Source organism: Methylomonas sp. BW4-1 (genome assembly GCF_052474385.1).
Genome location: NZ_CP184125.1, coordinates 3,821,947 through 3,842,761, shown reverse-complemented (window position 1 = coordinate 3,842,761; position 20,815 = coordinate 3,821,947). Strand labels below are relative to the sequence as shown.

General features: G+C 54.9%; 13 protein-coding genes and 1 other RNA gene. 11 read left to right on the top strand and 3 right to left on the bottom strand.

The annotated features are described in order from the left end of the window. Positions 1 to 10: 10 nt before the first annotated feature. Genes ACH5Y9_RS17810 through ACH5Y9_RS17800 form a run of 3 tightly spaced genes read right to left on the bottom strand, consistent with a single transcriptional unit; the run spans position 11 to position 2,223 of the window. The gene (locus ACH5Y9_RS17810) at positions 11 to 964 is read right to left on the bottom strand and encodes a zinc metalloprotease HtpX (protein WP_445367026.1); all 954 of its coding nucleotides are present in this window, start codon (positions 962 to 964) and stop codon (positions 11 to 13) included. Between the two features lie 2 nt (positions 965 to 966). Beyond that, on the bottom strand, positions 967 to 1,275 hold the full coding sequence (locus ACH5Y9_RS17805; protein ID WP_033156039.1) for a chaperone modulator CbpM: 309 nt from the start codon (positions 1,273 to 1,275) through the stop codon (positions 967 to 969). A 3-nt stretch (positions 1,276 to 1,278) separates the two neighbouring features. Continuing rightward, positions 1,279 to 2,223 (bottom strand): DnaJ C-terminal domain-containing protein, encoded by a 945-nt coding sequence (locus ACH5Y9_RS17800; RefSeq protein ID WP_445367025.1) that lies wholly within the window; start codon positions 2,221 to 2,223, stop codon positions 1,279 to 1,281. A 356-nt stretch (positions 2,224 to 2,579) separates the two neighbouring features. Here ACH5Y9_RS17800 and ssrA point away from each other — a divergent pair. From ssrA to ACH5Y9_RS17745, 11 genes are all read left to right on the top strand, one after another. After that, positions 2,580 to 2,960: a transfer-messenger RNA gene (gene ssrA, locus ACH5Y9_RS17795) on the top strand. Positions 2,961 to 3,186: 226 nt separating this feature from the next. Beyond that, entirely contained in the window at positions 3,187 to 5,733 is a 2,547-nt protein-coding gene (locus ACH5Y9_RS17790) for an N-6 DNA methylase (RefSeq protein ID WP_445367024.1), read from the top strand. Positions 5,734 to 5,741: 8 nt separating this feature from the next. Continuing rightward, positions 5,742 to 6,773 carry a PDDEXK nuclease domain-containing protein gene (locus ACH5Y9_RS17785; RefSeq protein ID WP_445367023.1) on the top strand — a complete coding sequence of 344 codons (1,032 nt, stop codon included), beginning with the start codon at positions 5,742 to 5,744 and terminating at the stop codon, positions 6,771 to 6,773. Continuing rightward, entirely contained in the window at positions 6,766 to 8,103 is a 1,338-nt protein-coding gene (locus tag ACH5Y9_RS17780; protein WP_445367022.1) for a restriction endonuclease subunit S, read from the top strand. Before ACH5Y9_RS17785 ends, ACH5Y9_RS17780 begins: the two co-directional genes overlap by 8 nt. Further along, positions 8,100 to 8,684, top strand: coding sequence for a hypothetical protein (locus ACH5Y9_RS17775; RefSeq protein ID WP_445367021.1), 585 nt, complete (start codon positions 8,100 to 8,102; stop codon positions 8,682 to 8,684). Before ACH5Y9_RS17780 ends, ACH5Y9_RS17775 begins: the two co-directional genes overlap by 4 nt. Continuing rightward, entirely contained in the window at positions 8,681 to 8,881 is a 201-nt protein-coding gene (locus tag ACH5Y9_RS17770; protein WP_445367020.1) for a hypothetical protein, read from the top strand. The genes ACH5Y9_RS17775 and ACH5Y9_RS17770 overlap by 4 nt, the downstream gene beginning before the upstream one ends. 99 nt (positions 8,882 to 8,980) lie before the next feature. Beyond that, complete coding sequence (locus ACH5Y9_RS17765) at positions 8,981 to 12,106, top strand: type I restriction endonuclease subunit R (RefSeq protein WP_445367019.1); 3,126 nt, start codon at positions 8,981 to 8,983, stop codon at positions 12,104 to 12,106. After that, positions 12,106 to 12,822, top strand: a complete 717-nt coding sequence (locus ACH5Y9_RS17760; RefSeq protein WP_445367018.1) for a M48 family metallopeptidase — start codon at positions 12,106 to 12,108, stop codon at positions 12,820 to 12,822. Before ACH5Y9_RS17765 ends, ACH5Y9_RS17760 begins: the two co-directional genes overlap by 1 nt. A gap of 338 nt (positions 12,823 to 13,160) precedes the next feature. Then, positions 13,161 to 14,333, top strand: coding sequence for a methyl-accepting chemotaxis protein (locus tag ACH5Y9_RS17755; protein WP_445367017.1), 1,173 nt, complete (start codon positions 13,161 to 13,163; stop codon positions 14,331 to 14,333). A gap of 21 nt (positions 14,334 to 14,354) precedes the next feature. Then, a complete protein-coding gene (locus ACH5Y9_RS17750) occupies positions 14,355 to 15,335 on the top strand; it encodes a nitrate- and nitrite sensing domain-containing protein (RefSeq protein ID WP_445367016.1) in 981 nt (326 codons plus the stop codon). A 313-nt stretch (positions 15,336 to 15,648) separates the two neighbouring features. Then, positions 15,649 to 20,811: a RecQ family ATP-dependent DNA helicase gene (locus ACH5Y9_RS17745; protein ID WP_445367015.1), complete on the top strand. Its 5,163-nt coding sequence runs from the start codon at positions 15,649 to 15,651 to the stop codon at positions 20,809 to 20,811. The last annotated feature ends 4 nt before the right edge of the window (positions 20,812 to 20,815 follow it).

Below are 20,815 nucleotides of genomic sequence, written 5' to 3'. Positions count from 1 at the left end.
AATTTACCAACTATCGCCAAAAACCGCCAATGCGCCAACGCGCCGGCCGAACAATCAACCGGTTACCGTAACTCGGCGCGATAAACGGTTCGTGCCAAAGCGTTTGCGGCCGGCTGGGGCTTAAGGCTTGCAGGCGGCGGATGCGTTCCGCTGTGGGCGGGTGGGTGCGCAGCCAGGACGGTTCCGGGTTACCCCAGCCCGGCAGTAAAATCGACAACCAACCGCCGCTGACTTTCTCGATATGCGCCAATGCCGATGCCAAGCCTAAAGGGTCGCCGGTCAGCGCCGCAGCATTCAGGTCGGCATCGTATTCGCGGATGCGTGATAAGCCCAGCTGCATCAATAAGGCCAAATGCGGCGAAAACAGCAGCAGCAACAGGCCCGGCCAATTGATTTGAAAGCTGATCTCACCAAACAGCAACAAGGGTAGGGATAGCAACAAAAACAACTGCCCGGTTCCCGCGAATAAGGCGGTAATCCGGCTAATCGCATCGGCCAAGCCCATCACCCGCAAATCGTTATTGGCGATATGCGCCATTTCGTGCGCCAGTACGCCGGCCAGTTCCCGCGAGTTAAGCTGCTTGAACAAACCGTCGGTCAACGCAATCGCCGATTGTTTGCGGCTGCCGACAGCAAAGGCATTGATGAGCGGGCTGGGAATGTAATATGGCGCCGGGACGCTAGACAGTTCGGCGCGCTCGGCCAGCACCTGCAATATTTGCCACAGAGCCGGCGCTTCTTGCGGATGGATAGGCCGCGCTCGGTAAAGACTTAGCGTCAAGCGCCAGGCTGCCGCCGGTTCGAAGATCAGCGCAAACACGCCGGTCGCCAGCGCAATCCAGACGCCTTCTTCCCCAAACAGCAGGCTGCCGGCCAAGGTGCAGATTGCCAGTAGCGCCAACATTAAAAGCAATGTTTGCACCCGGTTGAGCCAGCTGTGGCGGTGCCAGACTATGCTTTGCATGGTTACTCCAGGCCTGCCCGGCGTAAACGGCGGCGTAAGTCGTCAATTTCTTCTTGCATGTCCGCGACCAGTGCCGCTAGCTCGGGCAAGGCTTCAAAATTACGTTCCAGGCTGACGATACGCCGCACCCGCACCAAGTGGGCGCTGGAAAAACGCCATTCGCTTTGCTGTTGCGGCAGTGGATTGAGCCAGCCTTCTTCGATGTGCCGGGTAATCCATTCCGGTTCTACTGCGCAGATGGCCGCCAGTTGCTGCAAAGTCAGGCCGCTGTCTTCCAGAACGGCGTCGATCAAAGTCTCGGCTGATGACATGCTTTAGCTCCTGTGGTTCGTGCGCGGGTCGAAAGCCAGTTCGCGCGCCATGGTTTCGTAAAGTTCTTTGGCTTTGGCTGTGTTGGCCGGCGGCAATACCACCTGAATATCCAGTAGCAAATCGCCGGGCGTTGCACTGGGAATGCCCTTGCCGCGCAGCCGCAGTTGCTGGCCGCTTTGCGTGCCTTCCGGGATGCGTACTTTCAGACCAGTATCGAATAAATTCACCGGCACCATCGCCCCCAATGCCGCTTCCCAAGGCGTGACCGGTAGGCTCATATGCAGGTTGCTGCCGTCCACTCGCAAACGCGGATGCGGATTGAAATGCACCTCCAACAACAAGTCGCCCGATTTGCCGTTACCCATGCCCGGCGCGCCCTGGCCGGCTAAGCGTATGATTTGGCCCTCGTACACACCCTTGGGGATTTTTACATTCAAGGTGCGGGTGTCCAAAATCACATGACCGCCGGCATCCATACGCGGTACCCGCAAGCTGATTTGTCGTGCGGCGCCGTTAAAAGCGTCGACTATATCCAGCAGCACTTTGGCGTGATGGTCTTCGCCTTGGGTATGGAAGTCGGCTTGGCCTTCGAATGGCCCGCCGCGCGCACGGCCAGCACCCATTTTGCCGAATAATTGACTGAAAAAGTCGCCGAAATCGGCCGTGTCGGTGCTGGAAAACTCGAAGCCGGCATCCCAGTTGGGCGGGGGGCGAAACTCCTGGCCGGGCCGATAACCGCGTCCGAGTTGGTCGTAAGCCGCGCGCTTTTCCGTATCAGAGAGCACCGCGTAGGCTTCGTTGATTTCTTTCATGTGCGACTCGGCATCCGCTTCCTTGGAAATGTCCGGGTGATATTTGCGCGCCAGCTTGCGGTAGGCTTTTTTGATGTCCGCCAGTACCGCATCGCGATTGACGCCGAGAATTTGATAATAGTCTTTGTATTGCACGTCATGCCTCCTGTGACCGACGTTGACCAAGCTAAATCTAATTGTTGCCCGGCCCTAATTTACCGTAGACATAATGTTCTGACAGAACTTGTCGAAGCCCACGGTGGAGCGTCTTCCGACGCACCTCAGGCGAACGCCGTTTAAGGCTCGGGTTAATCGGTCTTATAGCGGATTGCCTGTAGTCCGACAATCTTATATAAAACCCGTCAATCGAAGATACCTGAAAAATGGAGGTGCTCTGGCTTAAAAACAAGAGCCTTTGCCTTGCGATTATTTTTCGGAAGAACTTGAAATCGTTGATTTCAAACCCATCTTACTGACAATTATTTTATCGATTTGATAAGATATAACTTCTTGGGGGTGACATGGCTTCGACGTGGGTAGCAAAACCTCAGGTGCATGCCGAGCACAGTACCGCTCGTAAAACCTACTGAAAACAAGTATTCGCAAACGACGAAAACTACTCAGTGGCCTTAGCAGCTTAAAACCTGCACCACTTCTCTGACCAGATGTACTTATGCGTCTGGAGTCTCTTTCGGGAGGCGCTCAGGGATCATATTACATAAGATCGCGCCAGGGCTTAGTTCGGAGCCTAAAGCGCTAAATCCAATCGAAATCGCTGTTGATCCTCTTGGCCCGACGGGTAGTCAACAGTTAAATTAAAAGCGCGGGATAAGCATGTAGAGCTTGTGGCGGAGTGCTTGCGGACGGGGGTTCAATTCCCCCCACCTCCACCACCTAAGATTAAGAACGGGGCTAAGGCCCCGTTTTTTATGGGTTAAAGAGATTTTTATCTTGCTGGATTTTTCTAATCCAATATTGAGGTCACTAACAGAGCCACATGATCGGGCAAGCAAGCTTGAGACAAGTAGCTTATTTATGGAAAAACAATCGTGCTTCCTAAATCTTGGTGCTTTGCTTTAAAGCTAATGAGCAAACCATAGTAGTTATAAATACTCATCAATGGCCATCAAAAAATCCGACCTCTATTCCTCCCTATGGGCCTCGTGCGACCAATTGCGTGGCGGCATGGACGCCAGTCAGTACAAGGACTACGTGCTGTTCATGCTGTTCATCAAATACATCACCGACAAATACGCCGACAGCGACGACTTCGCGCCGCCGGTGGTGATTCCGCCCGGCGCCAGCTTCAAGGACATGATCGCCCTCAAAGGCAAGAGTGACATCGGCGACAAGATCAACACCCAGATTATCGGCCCCTTGGTCAACGCCAACGCCCGCTTGTCGAAAAGCGACTTTCCCGACTTCAACGATCCCAACAAACTCGGCGAAGGCAAGGACATGGTGGAGAAGCTCTCCAACCTGATCAGTATCTTCCAAAAGCCCGAGCTGGATTTCTCCAAAAACCGCGCCGAGCACGACGACATTCTCGGCGACGCTTACGAATACCTGATGCGCCACTTCGCCACCGAAAGCGGCAAGAGCAAAGGCCAGTTTTATACGCCGTCGGAAGTCAGCCGTATCATCGCTAAGGTGATCGGCATTTCGCCGGAAAACGCCAAAGGCTCGACGACGGCTTACGACCCGACTTGCGGCTCCGGTTCCTTGCTGCTAAAAGTCGCCGCCGAAGCCGGCAAACATATTACCCTCGAAGGCCAGGAAAAAGACGTCACCACTGCCGGTTTGGCGCGGATGAACATGATCCTGCACGACTTCCCGACCGCCACCATCCTGTCCGGCAACACGCTGGCCTCGCCCAAGTTCAAAGACGGCGAAAACCTGCGCACTTACGATTACGTGGTCGCCAATCCGCCGTTTTCCGACAAGACCTGGAGCACCGGCCTGACGCCGGGCGACGATGCTTACCAGCGCTTTGTTTGGGGCGAGCCGCCGGCCAAACAAGGCGACTACGCCTATCTGCTGCACATCATTCGCAGCCTGAAAGCCAACGGCAAAGCCGCCTGCATTCTGCCGCACGGCGTGCTGTTTCGCGGCAATGCCGAAGCGGTGATCCGTCAGCAACTGGTCCGCTCCGGCTATTTGAAAGGCATCATCGGTCTGCCCGCCAACTTGTTTTACGGCACCGGCATTCCGGCCTGCATCCTGGTGATCGACAAGGAAAACGCCACCGCCCGCAAGGGCGTGTTCATGATCGACGCCAGCAAGGGCTTTATCAAGGACGGCAACAAAAACCGCTTGCGCGAACAGGACATCCACAAAATCGTCGACACCTTCGGCAAGCAAGCCGACGTGCCGCGCTATGCTCGCATGGTGGCGTTCGATGAAATCGCCGACCCCAAAAACGACTTCAACCTGAACTTGCCGCGCTACATCGACAGCAGCGAGCCGGAAGATATTCAAGACATCAACGGCCACCTCAACGGCGGCATCCCAGAACGCGACCTGGATGCGCTGGCCGACTACTGGCAAGTGCTGCCCGGCGTGCGCGCCGCTCTTTTCTCCCCTCGCCTTGAGGAAAGCGCCGCCAAACAAAGTAACCAACCCTCTCCCTCCGGGAGAGGGCAGGGTGAGGGGACAGAAATCAATGTCTTACTTTATTCTGATTCTCCTCACCCCAACCCTCTCCAGCAGGAGAGGGAGCGACCCGGTTACGCGCAATTAACGCTGCCGCTGGCCGAGGTCAAACCCGCCATCTTCGGCCACGCCGAATTCACCGCCTTCAACGCCCAAGCCACCGCACGCTTTCAACATTGGCGCGACGCCGTCACGCCATTGCTCACCGGCTTTGCTAAGGACAGCCACCCCAAGGCCTTGATCGAAACCATCGCCGAAGACTTGTTGAATACCTTCAAGCCGGCGCCGCTGCTGGATGCCTACGACATTTACCAGCACCTGATGGACTATTGGGCCGAAACCATGCAGGACGATTGCTACCTGATTTCCGCCGACGGCTGGGTCGCCCAACCGACCCGCATCATCGAAACCGATAAGAAAGGCAAAACCAAAGACAAGGGTTGGGCCGGCGATCTGATCCCCAAGCCGTATATCGTCGCCCGCTATTTTGCCGACGAACAGGCTGCCATCGAAGCCAAACAAGCCGAACTGGAGGCGACCACCTCTAGCCTGGCCGAGCTGGAAGAAGAACACAGCGGCGAAGACGCCATCTTTTCCGGCTACGACAGTATCAATGCCGCTGCGATCAAAGATCGGATTAAGGAGATAGGGAAAGACCCGGATGGCGCCGACGAGTTGAAGGTATTGAAACAGTGGCTGGAACTGGGCAACCAGATCAGCGGGTTGAAAAAACAGATCAAGGAAGCCGAAACCGCGCTCGACCAATTGGCCTGCGACAAATACCTCATGCTAACCGAAGCCGAAATCAAAACCTTGGTCATAGCCGACAAGTGGATGGCGCATCTGTCTGCCGCCGTGCAGGGCGAACTGGATAGAGTCTCGCAAACCCTGACCGGCCGGATTCGAGAATTGGCCGAACGCTATGCCACGCCTTTGCCGCAGTTGGAAGACGAGGTGGCATTGCTGGCGGCGCGCGTCGATGAGCATTTGAAGAAGATGGGCTTTCCGGTATGAGTACCGATATGCAAAACCTCACAGCCTCCCCGGATTACCGAAACCTGCTGGATCGGATTTCAGACACCTATACTCAAGGTAGAACCCGGGCTGTGCGGGCCGTCAATGTGCACCTCACCGAAACCTATTGGCAAGTCGGGCGGCACATCGTCGAATTCGAGCAAGGCGGAAAGGACAAAGCGGAATATGGCAAGGCACTGATCAGCAATTTATCCCGTGACCTGTGTTTGCGTCATGGTCGAGGGTTCAGTCGGTCCAATGTGGTTTACATGCGCCTGTTTTATCAATGCTTCCCGGATGCGCAAAAAAGTCAGACATTGTCTGACCAATTGAGCTGGTCGCATATTGTCGAGTTGCTCAAGATCGGCGAACCGCTAGAGCGTGGCTTCTACCAACAGCAAACGATCCGTGAACGCTGGTCGGTACGGGAGTTGATGCGGCAAAAAGACAGTTCGCTGTTTCTGCGCCTCGCTGCCTCCAAGGACAAGGCCGGCATCCTGCAACTGGCCGCGCAGGGCCAACTCATCGAACAGCCTGCCGACGTGTTGCGCGAACCCTATGTTTTCGAATTCCTGAAAATCCCAGAGCCGTACCAGGTTTCAGAAACTCAGCTCGAAACCGTACTCTGCGATCACCTTCAGCCTTTTTTGCTAGAACTTGGCAAAGGTTTCACCTTTGTTGGGCGGCAATACCGCGTGACCATCAACAACAGTCATTACAAAGTTGATCTGGTGTTCTATCACCGCATCCTGCGCTGCTTCGTCCTCATCGATCTCAAGCTAGGCGACGTACAGCACCACGACATCGGTCAAATGAACCTGTATCTGGGCTATTTTGCCAACGAAGAAAACGTGGAGGGCGACAACCCGCCCATCGGCATCATCCTCTCCCGCAACAAGGATGAATTGCTGGTGGAATACGCGACCTACGGCATGAACAGCCAGCTCTTTGTGCAGAAATACCAGCTCTATCTACCCGACCGCGAAGCCCTGCGCCGCGAACTGGAACTGAGCTTGCGGGAGGCGGAAGCCGATGAGTAAACAACATGGTTGTTCCGATAACTCGCAATCGGCGGTCAACGAAGCCAGCGCGGGTTATAGCTTGCAGGTTGGAAATGCGACTTTGATTAAGCCGGGTTACAAGATGACGGAGGTGGGGGTTGTGCCGGAGGATTGGGATTGCCTTGAGTCTGGTGTTTTGGCTACATATTTTGGTGGTAACGCTTTCAAAAGCGAAGCGGCTGCCAGTAACGGAATTAAATGGCTGAAGATTGCCAATGTTGGTAAGCAGCGGGTAGTCTGGTCCGATGTGTCATATTTACCAAGTGATTATGCGAATGACTTTAGCCAGTACTTACTTCAGGAGGGCGATGTTGTTATGGCGTTAACCCGCCCAATTCTCGGCAATGAATTAAAAGTTACTAAGCTCCGCAAGGAAGATGTTCCGGCCCTTCTGAATCAACGTGTCGCAAAAGTTATTCCAAGCACCACAGCAAACTTGGATTTTATTTACTACGTGATACAGACTCGCCACTTCGTTGATGCAATGAACGAAGCGATGGCCGGTTCTGACCCACCAAACATTGGTTCGCGGACTCTTTCAGAAATTCCAATCGCTGTTCCTCCCTCTCTACTCGAACAACGCGCCATCGCGGCGGCGTTGAGCGATGTGGATGCGTTGCTGGACGGGTTGGAGCGGCTGATCGCCAAGAAGCGCGATCTCAAACAGGCCGCCATGCAACAACTCCTCACCGGCCAAACCCGCTTGCCGGGGTTTAGTGGGGAGTGGGAGATTAAGCGGTTGGGGGATTTGGCGAAATTCTACAAAGGCAAGGGCTTACCAAAAAGCGCCCTTACACCGTTCGGTTCTGAACCATGTATTCATTATGGTGAACTCTTTACTCAGTATGGCGAGACAATTCGAGAAACTATAAGCCGAACGGACAAGAACACTGGCGATTTTCGATCGGTCGCGAATGACGTTCTAATGCCAACATCCGACGTCACACCTCGTGGCCTTGCGAAGGCGAGTTGTGTAGTTATTGATGAAGTTGTATTGGGCGGCGACATTCTTGTGATCCGCACTGACCCTGCGCAAGTATGCGGTACATTCCTCAGTCATGTAATTCGCCGTGAAGAAGATCAAGTGCTCAGGCTCGTTACAGGTACGACGGTATTTCACCTTTATGGGACAGATATGAAGAAGTTCGTCCTCAAATTACCATTGCTTGCAGAGCAAAAAGCAATCGTAGAGGTTCTTGCGGACATGGACGCCGAACTCGCAGCGCTGGAAGCCCGCCGCGACAAAACCCGCGCGCTGAAACAGGGCATGATGCAGGAACTGCTCACCGGCAAGACGAGGTTGCTATGACGGCTGTACCCCCGCCAGTTTGCCGCATCATCGCCGGGCCGAATGGCGCCGGCAAAACCACGTTCGCCTTGAAATACCTGCCGCTGGCGCGGTGCCGCCATTTCGTCAACGCCGACCTGATCGCCGCCGGCCTGTCGCCGCTGGCACCCGAGGAACAAACCATTGCCGCCAGCCGCTTGTTCTTGCGGGAAATAGAGCAGCATATTCTGGCATGCCGGGATTTTGCCTTTGAAACCACCTTATCCGGTCGTACTTATTTACGCTTGATTCAACGCTTACGTAGTCAAGGCTGGCGGGTGGAGTTGCTGTATCTGGCCCTGCCGGCAGTGGAAATATCGCAGATGCGGGTCGCGGAACGGGTCAAGCATGGCGGTCATTCGATACCTGCTGCCTACATTGTCCGCCGCTTTCCGCGTAGTTTGCGCAATCTGTTTGGCGTTTATGCCGATGCGGTGGATTATGTCTGCTGTTTTCTGAATACCGGCGAGGCGCCGGAACTGGTATTCACCCGCGATGGCGGCACTGAAACGATTTTTCAAATCGCGATTTATCAGCAACTGTTGCACGAGGCCCAACGATGAACACGATTCCCGCCAAAGAGAAACAACTTCTGGATTGCCTTACGGCAGCGGTTGGTGAAGCGTTAGAGCGCAAACGCCGCCTGGGTCAGTATGCAGTAGTCTGGCAAGACGGTAAACCGGCGCTGATTGGTGATGGTGCACCGAGCCTACTGCCAGTGCAGTCGGTTGCTGAAAGTGCGGGTGAAAACGCCGGCTAAAACGCGGGTGAAAATACCAAGTCCGATTTTTATAACCGTTGTCGAAAACATGCTGGCGAAATTGCAACCACAAACCGACAGGCAATAGGAGCCTAATTCATGAGGGAGCGGCACAGTCGTTCAGAACGTAGCACCCAAAACCGCGTCGTCGCCTTGTTTGCCGACCCGACACTGCCGGATGGCTTGGGTTACCGTTACCTGGGCGACTGGAGCAAACGCGAGCACAACCGTCCTATCGAAACCGCATTGCTTCACGACAACCTGATGGCGCGTGGCTATTCCGAGCCTCATATCGCCGCCGCTTTGCAAAAGCTGGAGACCGCCGCCGACGTCAGCGGCATCACGCCTTATCAAGCCAATCTTCGCACCTATCATTTATTGCGTTACGGCGTGCCGGTGCAAATTGCCACCGGTGTGTCCCATGAAACCGTGCATTTGATCGATTGGGAGCGTCCCGAGCGAAACGACTTTGCGCTGGCCGAGGAAGTGACGCTGAAAGGCGGCTTTGAGCGGCGGCCGGACATTGTGCTGTATATCAACGGCATTGCCATCGCGGTGATCGAGTTAAAGCGCAGTTCGGTGGATGTGGCGGACGGCATCCGCCAGCTCATTACCAATCAGGAAGCTATTTTCAACCAAGGCTTTTTCAGCACGGTGCAACTGGTGTTGGCCGGCAGCGATTCGCAAGGGCTGCGTTACGGCACCACCGGCACGCCGGAGCAGTTCTTCGTGGAGTGGAAGGATCAAACGCCTGCCGAAGCGGGCGCCGCGCCGGTTGTTGGCGCGTTGCTGGATAGACCGTTGGCGCAGTTGTGCAACAAAGCCACGCTACTCGACTTGATCCGCAACTTCATCATCTTCGACGCCGGCCAGAAAAAAGTGCCGCGCCAACACCAGTTCGACGGCGTTAAGGCCGCGCAGGAACGCATCGCCAAGCGCGAGGGTGGGGTGATCTGGCATACCCAGGGTAGCGGCAAGAGCATCTTGATGGTGCTGATCGCCAAGTGGTTGCTGGAGCACGATCCCGAGGCGCGGATATTGGTGGTCACCGATCGCGACGAGTTGGATAAGCAGATTGTCGGCGTGATGCGCAATGCCGGAGTGATTGGCGAAAATTCGGCTTCGCCGCGCATCACCTCGCGGGCGGATTTTGTTGCTAAGCTGGCCGCGACTACGCCGCGCTTGCTGTGCGCGTTGATCCATAAGTTCGACGTGTCTGATCTGAAAGGCGCGCCGCCGAAGGTGGCAGGGCGCTTTTATGTGTTTGTGGACGAATGCCACCGTACTCAAGGCGGCGACATGAACAGACAGATGAAGCGCTGGCTGGAAAGCGCGATCTTCATCGGCTTCACCGGCACGCCGCTGCTGCGCAAGGACAAGCAGATGACGCGGGACGTGTTCGGCACCTACATCCATACCTACAAGTTCCATCAGGCGGTGGCCGATAAAGTGGTGCTGGATTTGAAATACGAGGCCCGCGACGTGCCCGAACGGCTGACCTCGCAGAAGAAAATCGACGAGTGGTTCGAGCGGAAAACCCAAAACCTCAACAACTTTCAGAAGGCGGCGTTGCGTAAACGCTGGGCGACGATGGAAGAATTGATGAGCGCCGAAGGCCGCAAGCGGGAGGTGGTCGCCGAGATCATCTCCGATTTCGCCCTTAAACCGAGACTGAACAACGACCGCGGCACCGCTATTCTGGTGGCCGCCTCCATTTACGATGCCTGTCATTATTTCCGGCTGTTCCGAAATACCCACTTTGGCGCCTACTGCGGCATCATTACCTCGTACGAACCGAATGCCAATGCCATCTCGAAAGAACCCGCCAACAGCGATGAACGCTATAAGTTTGATACCTATAGTCAGTTGGTATTGAAGGATTTTCCGACTACCGAGAAATACGAAACGGAGATGAAGCGCCGCTTTATCGACGAGCCGGCTAACCTGAAATTGCTGATCGTGGTGAGCAAGCTGCTGACCGGCTTCGATGCGCCGAGTTGCAGCTATATCTATCTCGACAACGAACTGCGCGACCACAATCTGTTCCAGGCGATCTGCCGCACCAACCGGCTGGATGGCGACGACAAGGACTACGGCCATATCGTCGACTTCAAGAAACTCTTTGGTGATGTGCAACAAGCTATCGCGGTATACAGTTCCGACGAACTGGACATCGACCAGGGCAGCGGTGGCGAAAACAACGTGCACCTGAAAAACTGGCTGGAAGAAGGCAAAAAGCAACTGGACGATGCCCGTCAAGCACTGCACTACCTGTGCGAACCGGTACTGCCGCCGCGTGAAGTCGAGCAGTACCTGCATTATTTCTGCGGCGATGCCGCTAACCCCGACGCGCTAACCGAAACCGAAGCATTGCGGGTGACCTTCTACAAGGCGGTGGCGATCTTTGCCCGTGCCTACGCTGACATCGCCCAGGAACTGACCGAGGCGGGTTATTCCGAGGCTGAGGCCGAGGCATTGAAAAAGGCAGTGGAGTTCTACGCCGAGATTCGGGCCGCCATCAAGAAACACTCGGGTGAAGAACTGGACATCAAGCCTTACGAGGCTGACATGCGCCACCTGATCAACACTTACATCCAGGCCGACCCGGCGGCGGAATTAGGGGAACTGGGTGAAATGTCGCTGACCGAGCTGATCATCGAGACCGGTATCCACGACGCCATTGCCAAGAAACTGAACCAGAAAGGCAAGTTGTCGAAGAATGCTATCGCCGAGGGGATTATCAACAACGTTCGCAAGACCATCATTCGCGACCAGCTGACCGACCCCAGGTTCTATGCGCAGATGTCCAAGCTGTTAGACTATCTGATTAAGCAAAGCCGGGCGGATACGGCCGCTTATGAGGCGTTTTTGCGCAAGGCCGAAGCGTTGGTCAAACGCTTGGCGGCCAAACAACCCGAGGCCGGCATTCCCGCCATGTTGCATGGCAAACACGAGGCCATCGTCATTTACAACAATCTGGCAGACCTGATGCCCGAAGCCACGCCGACGTCTCAGGTGCAGGAACCCACGACCGACTATAGCGATCAGCGTGCGCAACTGGCCCTAAAAATTGATCATGCCATGAGGGAGCAAGCGCCGGCGGGCTGGAAGGGTGATGAAACCAAAGAGCGCGTCGTTCAGAATTTCTTGTACCCAATGCTGAACAAGAACCCGAATGCCACGCTGGCCCTATTCGAGATCATCAAGAACCAGCCGGGATATTGATGTCGGAAACAATCGAGCTTGGCGACATCAGCATCGCTGTTACCCGCAAGGCCATCAAGAACGTGCATCTGTCGGTGCATCCGCCGGAAGGCCGCGTCACGTTGGCGGCGCCATTGGACACACGTTTGGAAGTGGCCAGAGCCTATGCCATCTCAAAGTTGGGTTGGATACGCGACCAGCAGGCCAAACTGCGTAATCAGGCCAGGGAGATGCCCAGGCAATTTGTCGAGCGAGAAAGCCATTATCTGTGGGGGAGACGACACCTATTAACTGTCGTCGAGCGCAACGGCAAACCATTTGTCAAAGTCGATCATCGGTGTATTACGCTGTACCTACCGGCAGACAGTGCTTTAGAAAATCGTGCAGAGCTGATTCACGAATGGCACAAGGTATTGTTGCATCAAGCCATCCCACCATTGATTGCCAAATGGCAAGTAAAACTGGGGGTCGAAGTGGCGCACTATTTTTTGCGACGTATGAAAACTAAATGGGGCAGTTGCAATCCGCGAGCGCGTAATATCCGTTTAAACACCGAATTGGTCAAAAAGCCTAAGCACTTGTTGGATTATGTTGTTTTGCACGAAATGGTGCATTTATTTGAGCCTGCCCATAATGAGCGTTTTCTAACCATTTTGAGCGGTTATTACCCTAATTGGCAGGAAGCGCGAGCGGAGTTGAATGAATTACCGTTGTCTGCTGAAAATTGGAAAGAATAATAGTAATCTTCAATGGTGGAGGCATGGAGAAATGCGGTTCTTACAATTTTTATGTAAAACAATGCCTGCAGAGCTTAATAAAATAGTTCCCACCCACCAAATTATCAAAGCCCAACTGGTCTCAGTTGGGCTTTTTTATTGCCTGTTGGTTTCGACATCGGGTTCTAATTAATGCGCTCCTGGGTTTGAGTCAACTTGGTGCGTATTTTTGTGAACTCCAACGGGAAGTTCGTCCTTTTGGTGCGTCGCACCCTTATTTGGCTTAGGAGGTATCGGACAATTTTGCTGGCGAGAAAATTGCTGGTAGATCGGCATGTCTAAACTGAAGGCGCATCAAAATGTCCGTATTGCTGGTTAACTCGTTTCTCGGTCGCTTCAAGCTAAAAAATAAATTTGCGCTGATATTGATGCTAATTGTGTTGGCCAGCGTGCTGCCCTTGGCTATGTTCGTCGATGCGGGCGTGTCAATTTCCGGGCCGCAATGGTTGGTGATTGTATCCGCTAATCTGGCTTGGATACTGGTGTTGTCAGCATTATATTCGTCCCTATCGGGTGCGATTGCGGCATTGATCGGCGCACATAGGCAGTTAGAGCTTGGCAACTTTAATATGCGTCTACAGCTTACCGGTCAGGACGAGTTGTCGCAGTTGTATAGCGGTTTTAACGAAGCCGCCAAAGCCTTGGGTCGGCGCATAGGCGATGTGCATGCGTCTATTCAAGAGGTGACCTATGCTGCCGACCAACTCAACCAGGGAGCCGGTTTCGTCGCCGAAAAACTCGATAACCAACGCGAAAGAACCACGATGATGGCGGCGGCGATTGAACAAATGTCGGCCAGTATCATGGGCGTGGCGGGGCAATGCCGGGATGCCGAAAAAATATCGTCGACCACGCAGCAGCTTTCCCAGCAAGGCCATCGGGCCATCGAAAGCTTTATCGCCGATATGAACGCGCTGTTTGGCGAAATTCAGGACCTGGCTCAATTGATGCAAAATCTGGAGTTACATTCCCAACAGGTTGCCAGTATCTCGGAAGTGATTAAGGCTATATCCGATCAGACCAATCTCCTGGCTCTGAATGCAGCGATAGAAGCCGCGCGTGCCGGAGAATACGGTCGCGGCTTTGCCGTGGTAGCCGACGAAGTACGCTCGCTGGCACAACGGGTGCGACAGTCTGCCGAGGAAATAACCGGTACCACTGAAGCCGTCCGGGAAAAAATTCATTTAGCCGTCCAATCTATCGCGGCTACTCGTGATCAAACGGAACAAGGCATTAACAAAGCTTTCCAAGTTGAGCAATCGCTGGCTGAGATTCGGCAGTATGCGGATCAAGCCTTAAATAACGTCACGATGATAGCAACCAGCGCCGAACAGCAAACCCAGGTAAGCCAGGAGATCGGCCGCAACATCGAGACGATTGCCCACAGCGTTGAACAAAATAGCAATGCGGCCCAGGAATCAGCTGAAATAGCCAGGCATCTGGCTAAATTGGCGCAAATCGTTGCTCATTAACCAATAAAAGGGGAATTAGACGTGCCCGATTATGTTTCTGTATTGTTTTTATTGGCGGCGGTGATCGCCAGTACGGCGGCATTTATGTGCTACAAAAATCGCCGGACGCGCCTTGAGCATCTACGTGGGCAACTGCATTACCTGGAAATGACCGGCGCTTTGAAAAACCTATTGACGCAGATACAACAACATCGCGGCATGGTGAGCGCTTATTTGAACGGCGATGTGAGCTTTAAATACAAAATCACGGTCTTGCAATCGGACATTGATCGGCAGCTCGAGCAACTCTCCGGGCAGTTTAAGCAGTCGCCGGAATCGTTGCAGTCGTTCGTTGGTATCCGCGAAGCCTGGAAACAACTACACCCTTCCGTACTGCATCTGACCAGGGAAGCAAGTTTTGAACGACACTGTTTATTGGCCGGCACTATTCTCAATTTGATTCGAGATATAGCGGAGCATAGTCAATTACACCAGGAAAGTATTTGTCCGTTCAGCTTTATAGAAATTCTGTGGCATCTCTTGCCGGATACCGCTGAGGCAATAGGTCAGGCGCGGGCTATCGGCACCGGTATTGCTGCGGCCGGCCGCTGCCGGATCACCGATAGGATTAAGCTGGGTTTTCTGATTACCCGCATCCGTCAGGCCATCGAACGGGTTGAAGCCGGCATGGGTAACGCTAACATGTCCATGGTTGCCGACAGCAGTTTCCAGCAGGCTTCGGCTGCGGTTTATGTTCACATCACCGGTTTTATTAGTCATATCGAGCAAAAATTGCTGACCGCGGATAAGCCGGCGATTGATCCGGCGGCTTTCTTTGACACCGCCACGGGGACATTGAACAGTATTTTTGCGCTTTACGATCAGGGCGAAGTGATTACAAATCATGCCCTGCAAAACCAGCTTGCAAGTGCCAGACGCAGTAGCAATCAGTCTTTCGCCATCGTCTTGGTAAGCTTGGTATTTTTGATGGCTTCCCTGGTGTTGCAGCACAGAGTCGTTTAACCGGCGCGACCAAGAGCCACGCTTTCGATGGCGGCAAACTACTTTTAGGAAAGCTGTAGTACAAAATAAGAGGTGTCATTTCGAATTTGCCTGGTTAAAGTAAGCCGTCTACACCCTCTTTATTGGGAAAAAATCCTGGAAAAGGCAGGATGTCAGTGCGCTTGGTCAAGCTAACCTAGGCAAGACCCGTTTGTTGCGCTATGGTTAAGCCCCATTTCCCCCGGCCCCTATAGCTTCGCGTATGGCGGGTCGGCCGAATAGCACAAAGCGTCGCTAACCTAAACATCCACGTTCATCCCCATTCCCCGACACAATGGCTCAACCACCCGACAGAATCCGAGCCAAATGCCTGTGCATAGACATCGAAACCGCCCGGCAGGATAGCTTGCGGCTGCGGGAGATTGGCGCGTACCGGCCGGATACTGATGCGCGCTTGCGTTTATCCGGCAAGGCTGCCGATCTGACACAAAAGCTGGATCACATCAGCGAAGGCGCGGCGTTTGTGTTGGGGCATAACGTGATTGCCTTCGATCAGCCGGCTTTATCCGTGTTGCATCCCGATCTTGTTTTGCACCGCTTGCCTTTGGTCGATACGCTGGAGCTGTCGCCGGTGGCCTTTCCGCAGAATCCTTATCACCGCCTGGTGAAGGACTACAAACTCTGCACCACCACCCGCAACGACCCGGTCCGCGACGCGGAACTGGCTTATGAGCTGTTTTTGGATCAGGCCGACGCCTTGCGCCAGCGGGTGGCTGAACATCCTGACGAGGCGTTGTGCCTGCATTTTTTATTGGCGCCGGAAAACGGCAAGGGTGTGGCGAATTTCTTTGCCAGCTTGCGTGCGGCGTTACGGCCGTCCTTAAGCGATGCGCAAGCGGCTTGGCGGCGGGCTACCGACGGCAAGGTGTGTCAAACCGGGCAGCAACACATCGTCAACGACTATTTGCCGGAGCCGGATTGGCACAAGCCGCTGGCTTACGTACTGGCCTGGTTGCGGGTTTCGGGCGGCAATTCCGTACTGCCGCCTTGGGTGAGTTTGTCGTTCCCGAAAACCCGCGAGTTGATCGCGATCTTGCGTGATGTGCCGTGTGGTGACGCCGAATGTGACTGGTGCCGGGAACAGCATGATTTGTCGCAACTGCTGCCGCGCTATTTTCCGGGCATCACGCAGTTTAGGCCGACGCCGACTACCGAGGATGGCAAGTCCCTGCAACAAACCATCGTCGAACACGGCTTTGCTGGCGCGCCGACCCTGGCGATTCTGCCGACCGGTGGCGGCAAATCGCTGTGTTACCAATTGCCGGCCCTGGCGCGGTTTTACCGCAACGGCAGCCTGACGGTGATTATTTCGCCGCTGCAATCCTTGATGAAGGATCAGGTCGATAACCTGGAAGCGCGCGGCATTACCTGCGCCGGTTACATCAACAGCTTGCTCAACCCCATGGAGCGGCAGGTGATGCTGGATAAGTTGCGGCTGGGCGATTTGGGGTTAATTTTTATCGCACCAGAGCAATTCAGAAGTACGGCGTTTGCCAAGGCTTTGCAGCATCGCGAAGTGGGGGCGTGGGTGTTCGACGAGGCGCATTGTCTGTCCAAATGGGGCCACGATTTTCGTCCGGATTATTTATACGTGTCGCGCTTTATCAAGGCCCGGCAAAAAGACAAACCGTCGCCGGTGTTTTGTTTTACCGCCACCGCCAAGCCGGACGTGGTAGAGGATATTGTCGGGCATTTTCGCAAGCGCCTGGGCATTCCGCTGGCGTGCTTGACCGGCGGCGTCAGGCGGGAAAACTTGCAGTACGAAGTACATGCGGTGCCGGCCCAAGCCAAATACCCGGAAGTGCTGCGTTTGCTGGAGCAAAGCTTGCGCGACGAGGGCGGTGCCATCGTGTTTTGCGCCCGGCAGAAGACCGTGGAGGAAATGGCCGAATTTTTAAAACAGGCCGGCCTGGATTGCGGCTACTTTCACGGCGGCATGCAGCCCGAGCAAAAGCGCCAGGTGCAGGAAGCTTTTATCGCCGGCGAACTGCGCGTCATCGCCGCCACCAATGCCTTTGGTATGGGTGTGGATAAAGCCGATGTGCGGCTGGTGATCCATTTGGATACGCCGGGTTCCTTGGAAAATTATCTACAGGAAGCGGGCCGGGCGGGCCGCGATCAAGACTTGGCGCGCTGTGTGTTGCTGTACGACGATGCTGATCTGGATGTGCAGTTTCGGCTGTTGCGCAATTCCAGGCTGACGCAACATGACATTTCCGCCATTCTAAAAGCCTTGCGCGGGATCGAGCGCAAGGATCGCAGCGAAGGTTCAGTGGTGGTCACCAGCGGCGAAATTTTGTTGGAAATTCCGGACAAGCATGGCATCGATCCCGACGCCGCCGATGCCGATACCAAGGTCCGCATCGCGGTGGCATGGCTGGAAGAGGCGCGTTTGCTGGAGCGCCAGGAAAATCATACCCGGGTATTTCCGGGCAGTTTGCAGGTGGCCAGTATCGATGAAGCCCGAGTCTTGCTGCAGAAAAAACTGGGGCCGAACGCCGGCATCGAGCCGTACATCGTGCTGCTGTCGCAATTGTTTTATAGCGAAGATGACGAAGGCATCAGCACCGACGATTTGATGCTGGCCACGGGACGCAATTCCCACGAAGTGCAGAGCATGTTGCGGGACTTGGATCGTTTTAAACTGGTATCCAACGATACCGAAATCGGCGTGACCTTGTACCGAGACCCCGATACCGCCGACAGACTGGAAGACTTGCGTAAGCTGGAAGACGCCTTGATTGCCAGTCTGCGCGAGGCTGCGCCGGATGCGGATCGCGAGCAATGGCAAATTTTGAACGTGCGCCGGCTATGTGACAGCTTACGCCGCGAGGCTGGCGTGGAATTGACGCCGGACAAATTGACCCGTTTGATGAAGTCGTTCGCCGAAGCCTTTGGCGATGGCAATGGTCTGCGCGGTTTTTTCGCGTTGCGTCCGGCCGGTCAGGATAATCGCTATCTGAAATTGCTGCGCAGCTGGCAGGACATCGACACCATCCGCCACAAACGCATGCGGCTGGCTCAGGCGTTGCTGAATTACTTTCTAGCAAAGCGCCAGGGCAATAATCTGCTGGTCACTTGCAAGCAGGGCGATTTGGAAGCGGCTTTGCAAGCCGATCTGACTTTGCAGGATCTGGATGTGCGGGATTGGCAGGTGGCCTTGGCGGCGGCGCTGATTTATCTGGACAGCAACGAAGTTTTGCATCTGGCGCGCGGCAAGGCGGTGTTCCGCGCGGCGATGAGCATTCAGCTGAATGCCGAAGCCCGGCGCCGGCAGTTTAAAAAGTCCGACTACGCCGAACTGGCTTTGCATTACAAGGACAAGATTATCCAGGTGCATGTGATGGCCGAATACGCCCGGCTGGCGCTGGGTAAGATTCAGGCGGCGATGGCGTTTATCGTCGATTACTTTGGCATGGATAGACACGAATTCGTGCGCCGCTATTTCGCCGGTCGCCAGGATATTCTGGAAATGGCCACCACCGAAGCCGCGCATCGGCGCATCCTCACCGACCTGCAAAACCCTGAGCAACAGGCGATCGTCGCCGCGCCGCTGGAAGGCAGTCAATTGGTATTGGCCGGCCCCGGTTCCGGCAAGACCAAGGTGATTGTGCATCGGGTGGCTTGGTTGCTGCGGGAATGCATGGTGTTGCCGGAAGACATTATGGTGTTGAGCTATAACCGTTCGGCGGCGGTGGAAATCCGCAAACGCTTGTGGGCCTTGATCGGCGCCGATGCCGCTGGGGTGACTGTGCAAACCCTGCACAGTCTGGCGATGCGGCTGACCGGCACCAGTTACGCGGTGGCCGCCGAGCATGGCGAACAAGTCGACTTTAAGGCGGTATTTAAATCCGCCACGGCTTTATTGCAGCAAGCGGAGCAGGGCGACGAGCTCGGGCCGGGCATCCAGCGCGACCGCTTGCTGTCCGGTTTGCGCTATTTGCTGGTGGATGAATATCAGGACATCAACGCCGACCATTACGCGTTGATCAGCGCGCTGGCCGGCAGGGCGATCAACAGCGAGGAAGACAAATTGTCGTTGTTGGCGGTGGGCGACGATGACCAAAATATTTATGCGTTTGACGGAGCGAATGTGCGTTTCATTAAGCAATTTGCCACGGATTATCAGGCCAAGACCTATTATCTGATTGAAAACTATCGTTCCACCGCGCAGATCATTCATTGTGCAAACTGGGTGATTGCGCCGGCGCGGGAGCGGATGAAAATTCAGCACGCTATCCAAATCAATTACGCGCGCCGTGATGCGGCGGACGGCGGCGAATTTGCCGAATTGGATAGTTTGACGCAAGGCAGGGTACATATCCTGGAAATGCCGGGGCTAATCAATGGGGAAGTCGAAGTGGCGCTGGCCGAGCTGGTGCGGCTGAATCATTTGGCAAACTCGGGCCAAACCAGCCATTGGGGCCGGTTTGCAGTGATCGCCAGGCATTGGGAAACATTGGAGCCGCTGGCTGAATTATGTCGTCTACAAGGGGTCCCGGTGAGGCTGCTGCGTGACATTGCTTTGCTGAGTTTGCACGGCACAAGGGAAGGCCACAGCTTACTGGCTTTGTTGAACAAGCCGCGGCGCAAGTCCGGTAAATCCAGAGTATTGCTGCGCTACGGAACCTTGTCTCGCTGGTTTAAGCGCCGCTACCGGCAGGTTGTCGATGAGCTAATCGAACATCCTTATCGAGCCATGCTGGCGCAATTTATTATCTCTGCTGAGACCGTCACCCCAGGTTGTCAGCATGTGGTCAGCAATGTTGTCGAAGCGCTTTACGAATTCGGTTCCGGTAGCCAGTCCGGGGCAAACGACAGCCGGCACGCCCCGTTGCTGTTATTGACGGCGCATCGAGCCAAGGGTTTGGAGTTTGATCATGTGCTGATTCTGGACGCCGGCGGCTGGCAGCAGAGCAGCGATGACGAGCGGCGGCTGTTTTATGTGGCAATGACCCGTGCTCGCAAAACCCTGACTTTGTGCGCCAAGCGGGGCGGACGGCATGCTTTTATCCGGGACTGCGCAGCGCTTTGCGTTAAAACCCAGCCACAATTCAGTCGAGAATTGCCAGCGCTGGGTCAACGTACGTGGGTGGCTAACCTTGAACAAGTTTGGCTTGATTGGCCGGGATACTATGGGCCGGATAAGCCTATTCATCGAGCGATTGCGGCATTGGAGGTCGGCAGCGAGTTGATATTGCGCGCCAGAAGCGATGGGCAAAGCGGATGGGAACTGGCGGATCTAAACGGAGTGGCGGTCACGCGGATGGCCAAGGCTTTTGCGCCGCCAGCAGGCAGAATAGTGGCGGTGCGGGTTGCCGCCATTTCGGTAAGGCATAAAACCGCCGGCATTACCGAAAATCTGCGTTGCGAGCATTGGGAATTGGTATTGCCGGAAATTTTGTATCTGCCCGCCGATAGGGTTCCAAGGTCGTGATTTA